A 13,689-nucleotide genomic window follows, 5' to 3' on the forward strand; every position below is an offset into this window, starting at 1 on the left:
GGCTCCGGTCGGCCGTGCTGGTCAGAGACCGAAGGGGGCCAGCGCTCCGCGGCCGGCCCGCACCAGTTCCGGTGCCCCGCTGGTGAGGTCGATGACGGTGGTGGGCTCGGTGCCGCAATGGCCGCCATCCAGGATCAGCTCCAGCTGGTCGTCGAGACGGTCCTGGATCTCCCAGCCTTCGGTGAGAGGCGCTTCATCCCCGGGCAGCTGCAGGGTGGCGGTGAGCAGGGGCTCGCCGAACTCCTCCAGCAGGGCCAGGGCGCCCAGATGGTCGGGCACCCGCAGACCGATGGTCTTGCGCTTGGGGTGCATCACCCGTCGCGGCAGTTCCTTGGTGCCTTCCAGGATGAACACGTAACTGCCCGGCGTGACCGTTTTGAGCAGGCGGTACTGGGCATTGTCCACCCGGGCAAAGTGGGCGATCTGGGACAGGTCGCGGCACATCAGGGTCATGTGGTGCCGGTCATCGACGCCGCGGATGGCCCGCAGCCGATCCAGGGCCTCCTTGTCGCCCAGATGGCAGGCCAGGGAATAGCAGGAGTCAGTGGGAAAGGCGATCAGCCCCCCCTCCCGCAGGACCTGGGCGGCCTTGGCCAGCATGCGGGGCTGGGGATTATCGGGATGGAGGGAAAGATATTCGGCCATGGCGTGGATGATCAGACGAAACGGGAGCAGATGGGCGTGAGGCCGTCCGGCAGGGGCGAGAGGCGCCCCAGATCGGTATAGCTCTCCTCCGGCCCGTGGAAGTCGGAGCCGCGGGAGGCGAGAAAGCCGTAATGGCGGGCCAGGCGGGCGAAATGATGGATCTGGTCGGGGCTGTGGCTGCCGGTCACCACCTCGATGCCCTCCCCGCCCGCATCCTTGAACTGGCCCAGAAAACGGCGCAAGGCCGCATTGGAAATCTTGTAGCGCCCCGGATGGGCCACCACGGCCAAACCGCCGGCGGCACGAATCCAGCTGACCGCGTCCTCCAGGGAAGCCCAGCGATGCTCCACGTAGCCGGGCTTGCCCGGGGTGAGGTAGTTGTCGAAGACGTTGTGCACGTCCTTGCACAGGCCGATCTGCACCAGATAGCGGGCGAAATGGGCGCGGGAAATCAGGTTGGGGTTTTCCGCATAGGCCATGGCGCCCTCGAAGGCGCCGCGGATGGCAATGGCCTCCAGGGCCTCGGCCATGCGCCTAGCCCGTTCCACCCGGCCGCTGCGGATGCCGGCCAGCCCTTCGTTCAGAACCGGATTGGCGGCATCGAAGCCCAGGCCCACCACGTGGATGGAGAGGCCTTCCCATTCGATGGAAACTTCCACGCCATTGACCAGGCCCATGCCCATTTCCTCCGCCGCGGCCCGGGCTGCGGGCAGGCCGGCCAGATCGTCATGGTCGGTCAGGGCCAGCAATTGCACCCCGTTGCCGGCGGCGCGGCGCGCCACTTCGGCCGCCGGCAGCAGGCCGTCGGAAGCGGTGGAGTGGCAGTGGAAATCCCAGTTCAGGTCAGACATCGGCAGGTCGCGACAAAGGCGCCCCAAGACAGCAGGAAAGCGCGGAATCATAGCACAGGGGCCGCGCCGCCCCTTGGCCTCAGGCCGTGATGAAGGACTCCAGCAGCGCTGCCACCGCCTCGGGCGCATCGTGATGCAGCATGTGGCCGGCATCGGCCACCACGGCTTCCCGGGCCGAGGCAAAACAGCCCAGGCGTTCCCGATAGTCGCCCTCGTCTATATGAAAGCGTTTGAGGAAAGAGGTTTCCGCTCCCCGCACCCACAGGGTGGGCGCCTGGACCCGGCGCCAGCAGGCCTTGGCTTCCTCAAGCCGGTAGAGCAGCGGACTGGCGGCCTTGTGCCAGGGATCGCCGGCCCACTTCACACTCCCGTCATCGTCGACACGCCCCAGATGGGTGGCCAGGAACTCGGCCCGAGCAGGTGTCAGGCGCGGGTTGTCCCGGCGCAGGCGGGATGCCAGGGCGGTCCGGTCGGCGTAGGCATGGAGTGAGGGCGGCGCAGCCAGTTGATCCAGCCAGGCCGACAAGCGTTCCGGCGCCTGGGCCGGGACCATGTCATTGATACCGAAACCTTCCAGGGAGACCAGGTGACTGATCCGCTGGGGCCGCAATCCGGCGTACAGGCAGGCCACGTTGCCGCCCATGCTGTGCCCCACCAGGGGCACGGCCTGCCGGGGGAACAGGCTGTCCAGCATGGCATCCAGATCACCCAGGTAATCGGCGAACCAGTAGGGCCCCCGATTTTCCTGGCTGTCGCCGAAGCCCCTCCAGTCCGGTGCCAGCACGGACCACTCCCGACTCAGGGCATCCACCACGAACTGGAAGGAGGCGGCAACGTCCATCCAGCCGTGCAGCAACACCAGGGGCGGCGCCTCGGCAGGCCCCCAGCGGCGCAGGGCCTGGCGACGGCCGCGCAGGGAGAAATATTCGACTCGGCTCGGTTTCATGGCAGGCAAATGAAAAGGGCCGGCACAGGCCGGCCCCGGGTGTGGTGGCGCAGGACTCAGTCGTCGTGCATCTGGGACTGCAGGTAATTGGGCAGGGTCACCTTGGCGATCAGCTCCAGCTGGGTTTCCAGCCAGTCCACATGCTCTTCCTCGCTTTCCAGGATGTCTTCCAGCAGATCCCGGGTGACGTAGTCGGCCACGCCTTCACAGTAGGCAATGGCTTCGCGCAGCAGGGGGATGGCGGCCAGTTCCAGCTTCAGGTCGCACTCCAGCATTTCCTTGGTGTTCTCGCCGATGAACAGCTTGTTCAGCTGCTGCAGGTTGGGCAGGCCTTCGAGGAAGAGAATGCGCTCGATCACCTTGTCGGCATGCTTCATCTCGTCGATGGACTCGTGGTACTCGTGTTCGTTGAGCTTCTTCAGGCCCCAGTTCTTGTACATGCGGGCATGCAGGAAGTACTGGTTGATGGCGGTCAGCTCGTTGGCCAGAATCTTGTTGAGGTACTGAATGACTTTTTTATCGCCCTTCATGGCTGGCTCCTGATTCGTTGGGGAATGGATGCCGGTAGATTAGCACAAGGCACAAAAAAGAAGCCCCCGCGCCGATGTGACGCGAGGGCAAGGGGAAAAAGCGGAACGGACTGCCCGACCGAACCGCAACCCGAGGTTCAACAATGCTTGGCGTTAGCGCATTTGCCGCAGCCCCGGCACTGGCCCAGTTCGTCGCGCAACTGCTGGCGCACTTCCCGGGCGCATTTGCCGCAGCAGGTGCCCACCCCCAGCTCGTCGCGCAGGTCGGCAAGCGTGGAGGCGCCCATGGCTACGGACGCTGAGATCTGGCGATCAGTAACGGCGTGGCAGACACAGACATACATGGCGGGTGCTCCTGAACAGATGGATGGCTAACAAACTAATGAGAATTATTATCACGAACCCATCCAAATGCAAGTGCTTCTCAACAAATATTTATCAACCCATGTAGCAAGCCAACTCCCGGCCCTCCCGGAGGCCCTTGCCGGGCATCCGGGCGACGGCCTGAAATCTAGCATTGGCGCGGTCTGGGAAAACGCCGCTGGCAGCGCCGCCCGGGCTTGTTGTCATGCCCCCTGCCTTTGGGTATAGTCCGCCGCGCAAACGGGAGAGCGCGGCCCGGCTTCCACGGGCTGCCGCCGAAGGCGCAATCCACCATTCGCTAGCCCCGAAATCGCTCAGGCAAAAAGGACCGTTTGCGGCAGAACATCTCTGGAGAGCGGCCCCCGGTCCGGGCGGCCCACCGAAGGGGGCAACGGCCGCTGTTTCTCCATCCTCCGGGTGGAACGAACGGGGACCGCAACACTCTCAGGTTGCAGGACAGAGGGGGCGAGCCGGAAACCAGACCTGTCTGGAATTTTCCGGCTCGCCCCTTTTTCGTTTTCAGAATCGGCTTTCACAGCCCCGCCCAAGGAACTGAAATGACGAAGCAAACCGTCCTCAACAAGGCCCACCGCGCCCTCAATGCCCGCATGGTGGATTTCGGCGGCTGGGACATGCCGGTGAACTACGGCTCCCAGATCGAGGAGCACCATGCCGTGCGCAACGACTGCGGCATGTTCGACGTCTCTCACATGTGCGCCGTGGATGTCACCGGTGCCGACGCCAAGGCCTTCCTCCTGCGCCTCATCGCCAACAACGTGGACAAGCTGAAAGTCCCGGGCAAGGCCCTCTACAGCGCCATGCTCAACGAGGCAGGCGGCGTGGTGGACGATCTCATCGTCTATTACCTCACCGACACCCACTACCGGGTGGTCATCAACGCCGGCACCGCCGACAAGGACCTGGCCTGGATGGATCAGCTCCTGGGTCAGTGGCAGCTGGACGTCTCCGTCATTCCCCTGCGCGAAGGTCCCAAGGCCGTAGCCATGATCGCCGTGCAAGGCCCCCAGGCCAAGGCCAAGGTGTGGCAGGTGCTGCCCGAGGTGAAGGCCGCCACGAAAAACCTGGCCCCCTTCTTCGGCACCCAGATCGGCCAGTTCTTCATTGCCACCACCGGCTACACCGGCGAGGACGGCTTCGAGATCGCCCTCCCCGCTGCCAAGGCCGAGGACTTCTGGAATGCCCTGATCGCCGCCGGCGTGCGCCCCTGCGGCCTGGGCGCCCGGGACACCCTGCGCCTGGAGGCCGGCATGAACCTCTACGGCCAGGATATGGACGAAACCGTCTCCCCCCTGGACGCCGGCCTGGCCTGGACCGTGGACCTCAAGTCCGAGCGGGACTTCGTCGGCAAATCCGCCCTCCTCGCCAACGGCCAGAAGGCCCAGTTCCTCGGCCTCAAGCTGCTGGACAAGGGCGTGTTGCGGGCCCACCAGAAGGTGGTGACGAGCCAGGGCGAGGGTGAAATCACCAGCGGCACCTTCTCCCCCACCCTGGAACAATCCATCGCCCTGGCCCGCCTGCCCCTGGGCGTCGCCATTGGCGACACCGTGCAGGTGGATATCCGCGGCAAGCTGCTCAACGCCCAGGTGGTCAAACCCGTTTTCGCCCGTCACGGCAAGGCCGTGGCCTGATTTATCCCGATTTCAGCAATCAGAATTCACATTCAACTTAAGGAGAGTTCCATGTCCAACGTTCCCGCCGATCTGAAGTACACCAAGAGCCACGAATGGGTTCGCCTCGAAGCCGACGGCAGCGTCACCGTGGGCATCACCGACCACGCCCAGGAAGCCCTGGGCGACCTGGTCTTCATCGAGCTGCCGGAAGTGGGCAAGACCCTGGCCGCCGGCCAGGAAGCCGCCGTGGTGGAATCCGTGAAGGCCGCCGCCGACGTGTACGCCCCCATCGCCGGCAGCGTCACCGCCGTCAACGAGGCCGTGGTGGATGCCCCCGAGACCCTCAACCAGGACGCCTACGCCGCCTGGCTGTTCAAGCTGCAGCCGGCCAACGCCGGCGACCTGGGCGCCCTGCTCGATGCCGCCGCCTACGGTGCCGTGGCCGACAGCGAATAAGCCAACAGACAAGGGAAGGGCAAAGCCCCTTCCCTTTTTTCTTTCCGCCTCCCGAGATTGCCCATGTCCGATACCCTGCCCCAGTCCCTTTCCGCCCTGGAACAGAAGGACGAGTTCATCGCCCGCCACATCGGCCCCTGCGCCAGCGAAATGAGCCAGATGCTGGCCGCCATCGGTGCCGCCAGCCTGGATCAGCTGGTGGATCAGACCGTGCCCGCCGCCATCCGCTTCCCCGCCGACCTGCCCCTGCCCGCCCCCCGGCGCGAGCATGAGGCCCTGGCCGACCTGAAGGCCCTGGCCGGTCGCAATGTGGTGAAAAAGTCCCTCATCGGACAGGGCTATCACGAGACCCTGACGCCCAAGGTGATCCTGCGCAACGTGCTGGAAAACCCGGGCTGGTACACCGCCTACACCCCCTACCAGGCCGAGATCGCCCAGGGCCGCCTGGAAGCCCTGCTCAACTACCAGCAGGTGATCATCGATCTCACCGGTCTGGAACTGGCCAACGCCTCCCTGCTGGACGAGGCCACCGCCGCCGCCGAGGCCATGACCATGGCCCGCCGCGTCTCCAAGTCCGGCTCCAACCGCTTCTTCGTGGATGCAGCCTGCTTCCCCCAGACCATCGACGTGGTCAAGACCCGGGCCGCCTACTTCGGCTTCGAGCTGATCTTCGGGCCGGTGGAAGAAGCCGCCACGGTGGAGGTCTTCGGCGCCCTGCTGCAGTACCCCAACGACAAGGGGGAGGTGCAGGACCTCACCGCCACCATCGCCGCCCTCAAGGCCAAGGGTGCCGTCACCGCCGTGGCCTGCGACCTCATGGCCCTGGTGCTGCTGAAATCCCCCGGTGCCATGGGGGCCGACATGGCCCTGGGTTCTTCCCAGCGCTTTGGCATTCCCATGGGCTTCGGCGGCCCCCATGCCGCCTTCTTCGCCTGCAAGGACGAACACAAGCGCTCCGTGGCCGGCCGCATCATCGGCGTCTCCGTCGATGCCCGGGGCAACAAGGCCCTGCGCATGGCCCTGCAGACCCGGGAACAGCACATCCGCCGGGAGAAGGCCAATTCCAACATCTGTACTTCCCAGGTGCTGCTGGCCAACATGGCCGGCATGTATGCCGTCTATCACGGCCCCGAGGGTCTCAAGACCATCGCCCGCCGCATCCACCGCCTGGCCGCCATCCTGGCCACGGGCCTGGCCAAGGCCGGCATCAAGCAGCTCAACGCCTGCTACTTCGACACCCTGCAGCTGGACCTGGGGGCCAAGGCCCTCACCGTGTACCAGGCCGCCCAGAATGCCGGCTACAACCTGCGTCTGATCGAGGGCGGCCGCCTCGGCATCGCCCTCAATGAAAAGACCACCCGGGAAGACGTGGCCACCCTGCTGCAACTCATCGCTGGCGTGAAAGTCGACATCGAGGCCCTGGACGCCCAGGTGGCCGCCGCCGACCCAGCCCTGCCGGCCGAGCTGCTGCGCACCGACGCCATCCTCAGCCATCCCGTGTTCAACACCCACCACACCGAACACGAGATGCTGCGCTACCTGAAGAAGCTGCAGAACAAGGACCTGGCCCTGGATCACTCCATGATCTCCCTGGGTTCCTGCACCATGAAGCTGAACGCCACCAGCGAGATGATTCCCGTCACCTGGCCCGAGTTCGGCGACATCCACCCCTTCGCGCCCCTGGACCAGGCCCAGGGCTACCTGGAGATGATCGAGCAGTTGGCCGAGTGGCTGAAGACCGTCACCGGTTTCGACGCCGTCTGCATGCAGCCCAACTCCGGCGCCCAGGGCGAATACGCCGGCCTGGTGGCCATCCGCCGCTACCAGGAGGCCAACGGCCAGGGCCAGCGCGACATCTGCCTGATTCCCAAGTCCGCCCACGGCACCAACCCGGCCACCGCCCAGATGGCCGGCCTGCAGGTGGTGGTGGTGGATTGCGACGACAACGGCAACGTGGACGTGGCCGATCTCAAGGCCAAGGCCGAGCAGCACGCCGCCAAGCTCTCCTGCCTGATGCTCACCTACCCTTCCACCCACGGGGTGTTCGAGGAAGCGGTGAAGGATATCTGCGACATCGTGCACGCCAACGGCGGCCAGGTGTACATGGACGGCGCCAACCTCAACGCCCAGGTGGGCCTCACTGCTCCCGGCTTCATCGGCGCCGACGTGTCCCACATGAACCTGCACAAGACCTTCGCCATCCCCCACGGCGGCGGCGGCCCGGGCATGGGCCCCATCGGCCTCAAGGCCCATCTGGCCCCCTACATGGCCGACCACGCGGTGCAGGCCACCGGCCCTGCCGAGCGCAAGCACAAGGGCCAGGGCGCCGTTTCCGCCGCTCCCTTCGGCTCCGCCTCCATCCTGCCCATTTCCTGGATGTACATCGCCATGCTGGGCGGCAAGGGCGTCAAGACCGCCACCCAGGTGGCCATCCTCAACGCCAACTACGTCGCCGCCCGCCTGCAGGAACACTACCCCGTGCTGTACCGGGGCAAGAACGGCCGCGTCGCCCACGAGTGCATCCTGGACATCCGCCCCATCAAGGCGGCCACCGGCATCGCCGAGATCGACATCGCCAAGCGCCTCATGGATTACGGCTTCCACGCCCCCACGGTGAGCTTCCCGGTGGCCGGCACCATCATGGTGGAGCCCACCGAATCCGAATCCAAGGCCGAGCTGGACCGCTTCATCGACGCCCTGATCGCCATCCGCAACGAAATCCGCAAGGTGGAAGCGGGCCAGTGGCCGGCGGACAACAACCCGCTGAAGCACGCCCCCCACACCCAGAAGGATCTGGCCGACGAGGTCTGGAGCCGCCCCTACAGCCGTCAGGAAGCCTGCTATCCCCTGGCCTGGGTGGCTGAGAACAAGTTCTGGCCCAGCGTGAACCGCATCGACGACGTGTACGGCGACCGCAATCTCTTCTGCGCCTGCGCCCCTGTGGAGGACTACCAACATGGCTGATCAGATCCTGGTACTCACCGTCATCGGTGACGACCGCCCCGGCCTGGTGGAGCAGCTATCCACCGCCATCTCCACCCATCAGGGCAACTGGCTGGAATCCTCCATGTCCCGTCTGGCGGGCAAGTTTGCCGGCATCCTCAAGGTCAGCGTACCGGCCGAGCAGGCCCCAGCCCTGCAGCAGGCACTGGCCGGCCTCTCCCTGCTCAAGGTGACGGTAGAAAGCTCCCCCGAAAGCCAGGAAGCCCCCAAGGGCCGCCGCCTGCGCCTTTCCCTGGTGGGCCACGACCGCATTGGCATCGTGCGCGAGGTCTCCCAAGTGCTGGCCCGCCACGGCGTCAATGTGGAGGAGCTGGCCACCCACACCTCCAGTGCCCCCATGTCCGCCGAAATCCTCTTCCACGCCCAGGTCAGCCTGCTGGCCGGGCCGGGACTGGATGTGCGCGGCCTCACCGGCGAGCTGGAACGGCTCTCCAACGATCTCTTGGTCGATATTTCCCTGGACGAAAAGCTCAGCGCCTGAGCTTCCCGCCCCCCGTCCCGTTCCCGGGGCGGGGCCACTCCCCGCTTTTTTCCCCACATTTCATTTCGGTCAAAGGCCGATGCCCCGGGCCGGGGCACAATTCCACCTCCATCCCCTTACCCTTCCCCCATGTCCGGTCCCATCGAAGTGCGCATGCCCAAATACCCCGAATGCTGGGAGAGTTGCGGCAACTGCGCCCAGGGCGACGTCTTCGTGCTGGAACTCCTGGTCCAAGCCGGTGACACATTGGCACGGGACGACAACATCCTGACCCTGGAAACCGGCAAGGTGGCCCTGGACATTCCCAGCCCTTACGCCGGCACGGTGCGGGAAGTCTTCGTCTGCGCAGGCGACGTCCTGGCCGAAGGCGCCCTGCTGCTGACCCTGGACCCGTCCTAACCGCCTGATCCTATGGGAGCCCCCATGGCCATCCAGCCCCGACGTCTGCGACTTGCCCATCTGGGGGCCGCCCTGGCCAGCGGCGGGCGCACCTTCGCCCGCAACCCGGGCCCCAGCGCGCTCCTGGCCCTGCCCCTGGCCGTCGTCGGCGTACTGATCTGGCTGATCCTGGGCCAGGCCGCCGTCGCCCCCCTGGCCCTAGCCGCCAGCGGCGGCTTCATGCTGGTCGGCCCCCTGCTGCTGGTGGGCTATTTCGAACTGGCGGACCGCAGCGCCCGTGGTGAAGCGGCCCCTGCAGCCCTGGCCTTCACCGCCTACCGGCGCGCCCCCACCGGCCTGTGGGCCATCGGTGCCGTGTGCACCTTTTTCTACCTGATCTGGATCACCGACGCGGCCACACTCTACGGCTTCATGGTGGGCGGCGAACCCCGGGGCCTGGCCACCCTGCTCAGCCCCGGCACCGACGTGCAGGCCTTCCTGCGCTGGAGCTCCCTCATGGGGGCGGTGCTGGCCTTCATGATCTACGCCGTCACCGCCTTCGCCGTGCCCCTGCTGCACTACGGCCGGGCCAACCTGATCCAGGCCGTGGTTCTCAGCGTCCGCGCCGTCTTCGGTAACTTCCTCCTGGCGCTGCTGTGGGGCGTCCTGCTGGCTGCCGGCGTCATCGGCAGCATCCTGCTGCTGTTTCCCTTTCCGCTGGTTTTCCCCCTGCTGGCCTACGCCAGCCACGCCCTCTACCAACAGGTCTTTCCCCTGGAATAAAGGGAGTTCCCATGTCTGCGCCCCTGCTGCCGCACAGCCTCTACCGCATCGAACTGTGCAGCGGCGAACAGCGCCGCTGGCGCTACCGGGGAGAGGATGCCCAGGGCAACCGGTGGTGGCGGGATGAGGAAAGCGGCCAGGAATTCAACGAAGCTTCCCTCATGTATGCCTGGCAGGTGCTGGGCCCTGCCCCGGACGACCTGCCGGCGTCGATCCACCGGCTGCTGGCCGAGCAAATGGATGCGGCCCTGATCCTGGCCGACAAGGAAGGAGTAATCCGCCTGTGGAATGGGGCGGCCACCGCCCTCTTCGGCTTTCCCGCCGCCGCCGCCATCGGCGCCAGTCTGGACCTGATCATTCCGGAGCATCTGCGCGCCGCCCACTGGCGCGGCTTCCACCAGGCCATGGCCCGGGGCGCCGTGCAGCATCCGGGCAAGCCCCGCCTGACCCGGGCCCTGCAGGTGGACGGGCAGAAGCGCTACGTCAGCATGAGTTTTTCCGTGATCCAGGACGATACGGGCCAGACCATCGGCTCCCTGGCCCTGGCCTGGGCTGCCGACAAGCCGGCAGGGGCCTGAGCCGGTTCAGCCGCCAGCCTCGGCCTCAGCCGTAGCGCCGCGCCGCTTCCACCGCCAGGCCAGCGCCGATGCTGCCGAAGAGATCCCCTTCCACCGCCCGGGCCTGGGGCAGGACGGCGGCGATGCGCTGGCGCAGACGGGGAATGCCGCTGGAACCGCCGGTGAAGAACACCGTATCGATCCGCCCGGCGTCGACACCCGCCTGCCGCAGCAAGTCGCTGACGGTGCCTTCGACCCGTTCCACCAGGCTTGTCGTGGCCTGATCGAACTCGCTGCGACTCAGCTCATGGCTGAGGCCGGCTTCCAGGCGCTCCAGGGACAGGGTGCAGGTGTCCGCATCCGAGAGGGCGATCTTGGCCTGCTCCACCTCGTTGGCCAGCCAGTGACCGGCCCGTTCTCCGATCAGCCCCAGCAGGCGCTGCATCTTTTCCGGCGCTGCCGCATCCATGGCCAGGCGCTGCTGTTCGGCCAGCACCTGGCGGGTGTAGGCGAAGTTGATGGTGTGCCAAGTGGCCAGGTTGAAGAAGATGCTGGCCGGCATTTCCCGGCCGCTGCGCAGCAGGCTGCGGTAGCCCAGCAGGGGCATGACCCCGGCCAGGCTCAACAGGCGGTCGAAATCGGTGCCGCCGATATGCACGCCGCCGTTGGCCAGCAGGTCGTCCCGGCGCTCCGCCTGGCGTGCCCGCTCGGGGGAAAGGCGGATCAGGGAAAAGTCCGAGGTGCCGCCGCCGATGTCGGCCACCAGCACCAGTTCCTCCCGCGCCAGAGTGGTCTCGTAGTGGTAGGCGGCGGCGATGGGCTCGTACTGGAAGCTGACCTCCTTGAAGCCCACGGCCCGGGCGATGTCGCCCAGGGTGTTCTCGGCCAGGCGGTCGGCGTCGCTGTCGTCGTCCACAAAGAACACCGGCCGGCCCAGCACCGCCTGCTCGAATTCGCCGCCGGCCTGGCGGTCGGCCCGTCGCTTCAGTTCGCCGATGAACTGGGCCAGCAGGTCACGGAAATGCAGGGCCCGGCCTTGCACTTCGGTCTTGCCGTCCAGCAGGCTGCTGCCCAGGAGGCTTTTCAGGGAGCGCATCAGGCGGCCCTCGTAGCCGGCCAGATACTCGCCCAGGCCGGCCCGGCCGAAGCTGGTGCTGTTGTCTTCCGCATTGAAGAAGACCACGGACGGCAGGGTCACCTTGCCCTCCTCCAGGGCCAGCAGCGTGGGCTGGCCGGGGCGCAGGCAGCCCACGGTGGAGTTGGAGGTGCCGAAGTCGAGGCCGCAGGCGCGGCGGGGAGCGGTGGCAGGCATGGAATGACGGCGGTTGGTGGCGAAGACGAAGGTTGCCGGCCAACGCGGCGAGGTCGGCAGGGGGCGGCGGATGCTACGCCAGGCTCCGGCGGATGTCTACCCGGGCGGTCGGCCAAGCCATTGAGGCAACGGGGAAAAGGGGCGCCCGGCCCCATGGCCGGCACCCCCGACCCGGGCCGGCCCCGACGTCGCCCTCCCCCAACAGGCAGCCATCGCCTAAAAAACAGGCACTTAGGGGCATTGGCTCCCCAGGCCGTCGGGAGCCCACGACAAATCCGGGTCGCCGGAAGCAGGCCGGGAGCATTGCCGTAATCGTCGCACCCGCCCCAAAGTCGCCAACTGGCGCGGGATTTCAGCCAGCCCTGGCTGGCAGCGGCATCCTTTCCCGATCCCAGGCACGGGCCTTGCGAAGTAAAGGCTCCAACCTGCGAAAAGGAGCTTCCATGCTGAACAAGCAATCCCTGTTTTCCTCCAAGCGCGAGGAAACCGTCCTGCCCCGCAATCCCTGGCCCGGCAGCGCGCCCCAGACCAACAGCAGCAACGTCAGCAGCGCGCCCAAAGCCAGCACGGCCAGCACGGCCAGTGCACCGCCGCCGGCGCCGGTGGCTGCCGACAAGGAACAGCCCTCCGGCAGCCGTCTCATCGTCGGCCCCGACGTCAAGCTGAAGGGGGCGGAAATCCAGGATTGCGACACCCTGGTGGTGGAAGGACGGGTGGAGGCCACCCTGGACAGCCGCCTGATCCAGATCGCCGAACAGGGCGCCTTTTCCGGCAAGGTCAGCATCGACGTGGCGGAAATCCGGGGCACCTTCGAAGGCGAGCTGGTGGCCCGCAAGCAGCTGTTCATCCACGCCAGCGGCCGAGTCAGCGGCACCATCCGCTACGGCAGCATCCTCATCGACGAAGGCGGCCAGGTTTCCGGCGACGTGCGCTCCCTGGGGGATGAACACCAGGCAGGCTCGGCCAAGGCCAGCCCGGCCGAACCCGGCATTCCGACCCTGCACGGCAACGTCACCCTGAAGGAGGGCAAGAAGGAAAACGCACTGCTCTAGGCCACCGGCAGGCCCGGCGGCGGGCGGGCTTTGCGGCCCATCCGCCGCCGGGCCTTGAACGGCTGCGGGCGGAGGGTTAAGCTCGACCCGCCCGCTTCCTGCGGGCCACGACAACACCAGCCAGGAGACTGATCCATGTCCCAGCCAAAACACAAACATGCCCCCCTGTGGACCGCCATCGGCCTAGGCCTGATGCTCGGCACCGCCCCGGCCTTCGCCGACAAACCTTCCTGGGCCGGCGGCGGCAACGACAAACATGGCCAGGACGAACGTCCGGGCAAGGGCCGTAACGACCGGGATGACCGGGGCCGGGGCGATGATGGCCGCCGGGATGGCCGGGATGGGCGCCGTGACGGCGCCTCGGTGGAAATCCGCTTCGGCGGCGGTGACCGGGACCTGATCCGGGATTACTACGGCAACAGCATCCGCAGCAAGGGCTGCCCGCCCGGGCTGGCGAAAAAACACAACGGCTGCCTGCCGCCGGGACAGGCCAAGCAGTGGCAGCGGGGCGCCCGCCTGCCCAGCGGCGTGGTCATCTACGACCTGCCGCGGGACCTTTCCATCCGCCTCGGCACGCCGCCAGCCGGCTACCGTTACGTGCGGGTTGCCTCCGATATCCTGCTCATTGCCGTGGGCACCAGCATGGTGGTGGACGCCATCGAGGACCTGGGCGGACTTTGAGCCCCCCTGCCCTGGCGCCC

15 protein-coding genes and 1 riboswitch are annotated in these 13,689 nt (G+C 66.8%); of the genes, 9 read left to right on the plus strand and 6 right to left on the minus strand.

Going from position 1 to position 13,689, the window contains the following annotated elements:
• Positions 1-21: 21 nt before the first annotated feature.
• The 5 genes from OEL49_RS11795 to OEL49_RS11815 form a co-directional block, all read right to left on the minus strand.
• Complete coding sequence (locus OEL49_RS11795; RefSeq protein ID WP_014237758.1) at positions 22-645, minus strand: L-threonylcarbamoyladenylate synthase; 624 nt, start codon at positions 643-645, stop codon at positions 22-24.
• A gap of 11 nt (positions 646-656) precedes the next feature.
• Positions 657-1,496: a 3',5'-nucleoside bisphosphate phosphatase gene (locus tag OEL49_RS11800; protein ID WP_014237759.1), complete on the minus strand. Its 840-nt coding sequence runs from the start codon at positions 1,494-1,496 to the stop codon at positions 657-659.
• A gap of 79 nt (positions 1,497-1,575) precedes the next feature.
• Positions 1,576-2,442 (minus strand): alpha/beta fold hydrolase, encoded by an 867-nt coding sequence (locus OEL49_RS11805; RefSeq protein WP_014237760.1) that lies wholly within the window; start codon positions 2,440-2,442, stop codon positions 1,576-1,578.
• 56 nt (positions 2,443-2,498) lie between these two features.
• Positions 2,499-2,972, minus strand: a complete 474-nt coding sequence (gene bfr / locus OEL49_RS11810) for a bacterioferritin (protein ID WP_014237761.1) — start codon at positions 2,970-2,972, stop codon at positions 2,499-2,501.
• Between the two features lie 137 nt (positions 2,973-3,109).
• The gene (locus tag OEL49_RS11815) at positions 3,110-3,316 is read right to left on the minus strand and encodes a (2Fe-2S)-binding protein (RefSeq protein WP_014237762.1); all 207 of its coding nucleotides are present in this window, start codon (positions 3,314-3,316) and stop codon (positions 3,110-3,112) included.
• A 250-nt stretch (positions 3,317-3,566) separates the two neighbouring features.
• A riboswitch (glycine riboswitch) is annotated at positions 3,567-3,676 on the plus strand.
• A 216-nt stretch (positions 3,677-3,892) separates the two neighbouring features.
• Here OEL49_RS11815 and gcvT point away from each other — a divergent pair.
• The 7 genes from gcvT (at position 3,893) to OEL49_RS11850 (ending at position 10,645) form a co-directional block, all read left to right on the plus strand.
• Positions 3,893-4,984: a glycine cleavage system aminomethyltransferase GcvT gene (gcvT, locus tag OEL49_RS11820; protein WP_014237763.1), complete on the plus strand. Its 1,092-nt coding sequence runs from the start codon at positions 3,893-3,895 to the stop codon at positions 4,982-4,984.
• Positions 4,985-5,035: 51 nt separating this feature from the next.
• Positions 5,036-5,422, plus strand: a complete 387-nt coding sequence (gcvH, locus tag OEL49_RS11825; RefSeq protein WP_014237764.1) for a glycine cleavage system protein GcvH — start codon at positions 5,036-5,038, stop codon at positions 5,420-5,422.
• Between the two features lie 63 nt (positions 5,423-5,485).
• Entirely contained in the window at positions 5,486-8,386 is a 2,901-nt protein-coding gene (gcvP, locus tag OEL49_RS11830) for an aminomethyl-transferring glycine dehydrogenase (protein WP_014237765.1), read from the plus strand.
• A complete protein-coding gene (locus OEL49_RS11835; protein ID WP_287874775.1) occupies positions 8,379-8,906 on the plus strand; it encodes a glycine cleavage system protein R in 528 nt (175 codons plus the stop codon). The genes gcvP and OEL49_RS11835 overlap by 8 nt, the downstream gene beginning before the upstream one ends.
• A gap of 129 nt (positions 8,907-9,035) precedes the next feature.
• On the plus strand, positions 9,036-9,305 hold the full coding sequence (locus OEL49_RS11840) for a biotin/lipoyl-containing protein (RefSeq protein ID WP_014237767.1): 270 nt from the start codon (positions 9,036-9,038) through the stop codon (positions 9,303-9,305).
• A gap of 24 nt (positions 9,306-9,329) precedes the next feature.
• The gene (locus OEL49_RS11845; protein WP_014237768.1) at positions 9,330-10,067 is read left to right on the plus strand and encodes a DUF2189 domain-containing protein; all 738 of its coding nucleotides are present in this window, start codon (positions 9,330-9,332) and stop codon (positions 10,065-10,067) included.
• 11 nt (positions 10,068-10,078) lie between these two features.
• Positions 10,079-10,645 (plus strand): PAS domain-containing protein, encoded by a 567-nt coding sequence (locus tag OEL49_RS11850; protein WP_014237769.1) that lies wholly within the window; start codon positions 10,079-10,081, stop codon positions 10,643-10,645.
• A gap of 25 nt (positions 10,646-10,670) precedes the next feature.
• On the opposite strand, the gene OEL49_RS11855 is transcribed toward OEL49_RS11850, so the two are convergent.
• On the minus strand, positions 10,671-11,936 hold the full coding sequence (locus OEL49_RS11855; protein WP_014237770.1) for an Hsp70 family protein: 1,266 nt from the start codon (positions 11,934-11,936) through the stop codon (positions 10,671-10,673).
• Positions 11,937-12,379: 443 nt separating this feature from the next.
• Between OEL49_RS11855 and OEL49_RS11860 the strand changes: the two genes are divergently transcribed.
• Positions 12,380-12,988 (plus strand): bactofilin family protein, encoded by a 609-nt coding sequence (locus OEL49_RS11860; RefSeq protein ID WP_014237771.1) that lies wholly within the window; start codon positions 12,380-12,382, stop codon positions 12,986-12,988.
• Positions 12,989-13,123: 135 nt separating this feature from the next.
• Positions 13,124-13,669: a hypothetical protein gene (locus OEL49_RS11865; protein WP_014237772.1), complete on the plus strand. Its 546-nt coding sequence runs from the start codon at positions 13,124-13,126 to the stop codon at positions 13,667-13,669.
• The last annotated feature ends 20 nt before the right edge of the window (positions 13,670-13,689 follow it).

Source organism: Azospira sp., from assembly GCF_030247495.1.
Classification (GTDB): Bacteria; Pseudomonadota; Gammaproteobacteria; order Burkholderiales; family Rhodocyclaceae; genus Azospira; species Azospira oryzae.

Coding starts and splice junctions, on each gene's coding strand:
- OEL49_RS11815 (WP_014237762.1), bottom strand. CDS start 3,316: ATGTATGTCTGTGTCTGCCACGCCGTTACTGATCGCCAGATCTCAGCG.
- gcvH (WP_014237764.1), top strand. CDS start 5,036: ATGTCCAACGTTCCCGCCGATCTGAAGTACACCAAGAGCCACGAATGG.
- OEL49_RS11865 (WP_014237772.1), top strand. CDS start 13,124: ATGTCCCAGCCAAAACACAAACATGCCCCCCTGTGGACCGCCATCGGC.
- OEL49_RS11805 (WP_014237760.1), bottom strand. CDS start 2,442: ATGAAACCGAGCCGAGTCGAATATTTCTCCCTGCGCGGCCGTCGCCAG.
- OEL49_RS11860 (WP_014237771.1), top strand. CDS start 12,380: ATGCTGAACAAGCAATCCCTGTTTTCCTCCAAGCGCGAGGAAACCGTC.
- bfr (WP_014237761.1), bottom strand. CDS start 2,972: ATGAAGGGCGATAAAAAAGTCATTCAGTACCTCAACAAGATTCTGGCC.
- OEL49_RS11850 (WP_014237769.1), top strand. CDS start 10,079: ATGTCTGCGCCCCTGCTGCCGCACAGCCTCTACCGCATCGAACTGTGC.
- OEL49_RS11835 (WP_287874775.1), top strand. CDS start 8,379: ATGGCTGATCAGATCCTGGTACTCACCGTCATCGGTGACGACCGCCCC.
- OEL49_RS11800 (WP_014237759.1), bottom strand. CDS start 1,496: ATGTCTGACCTGAACTGGGATTTCCACTGCCACTCCACCGCTTCCGAC.
- OEL49_RS11855 (WP_014237770.1), bottom strand. CDS start 11,936: ATGCCTGCCACCGCTCCCCGCCGCGCCTGCGGCCTCGACTTCGGCACC.
- gcvT (WP_014237763.1), top strand. CDS start 3,893: ATGACGAAGCAAACCGTCCTCAACAAGGCCCACCGCGCCCTCAATGCC.
- OEL49_RS11840 (WP_014237767.1), top strand. CDS start 9,036: ATGTCCGGTCCCATCGAAGTGCGCATGCCCAAATACCCCGAATGCTGG.
- gcvP (WP_014237765.1), top strand. CDS start 5,486: ATGTCCGATACCCTGCCCCAGTCCCTTTCCGCCCTGGAACAGAAGGAC.
- OEL49_RS11795 (WP_014237758.1), bottom strand. CDS start 645: ATGGCCGAATATCTTTCCCTCCATCCCGATAATCCCCAGCCCCGCATG.
- OEL49_RS11845 (WP_014237768.1), top strand. CDS start 9,330: ATGGCCATCCAGCCCCGACGTCTGCGACTTGCCCATCTGGGGGCCGCC.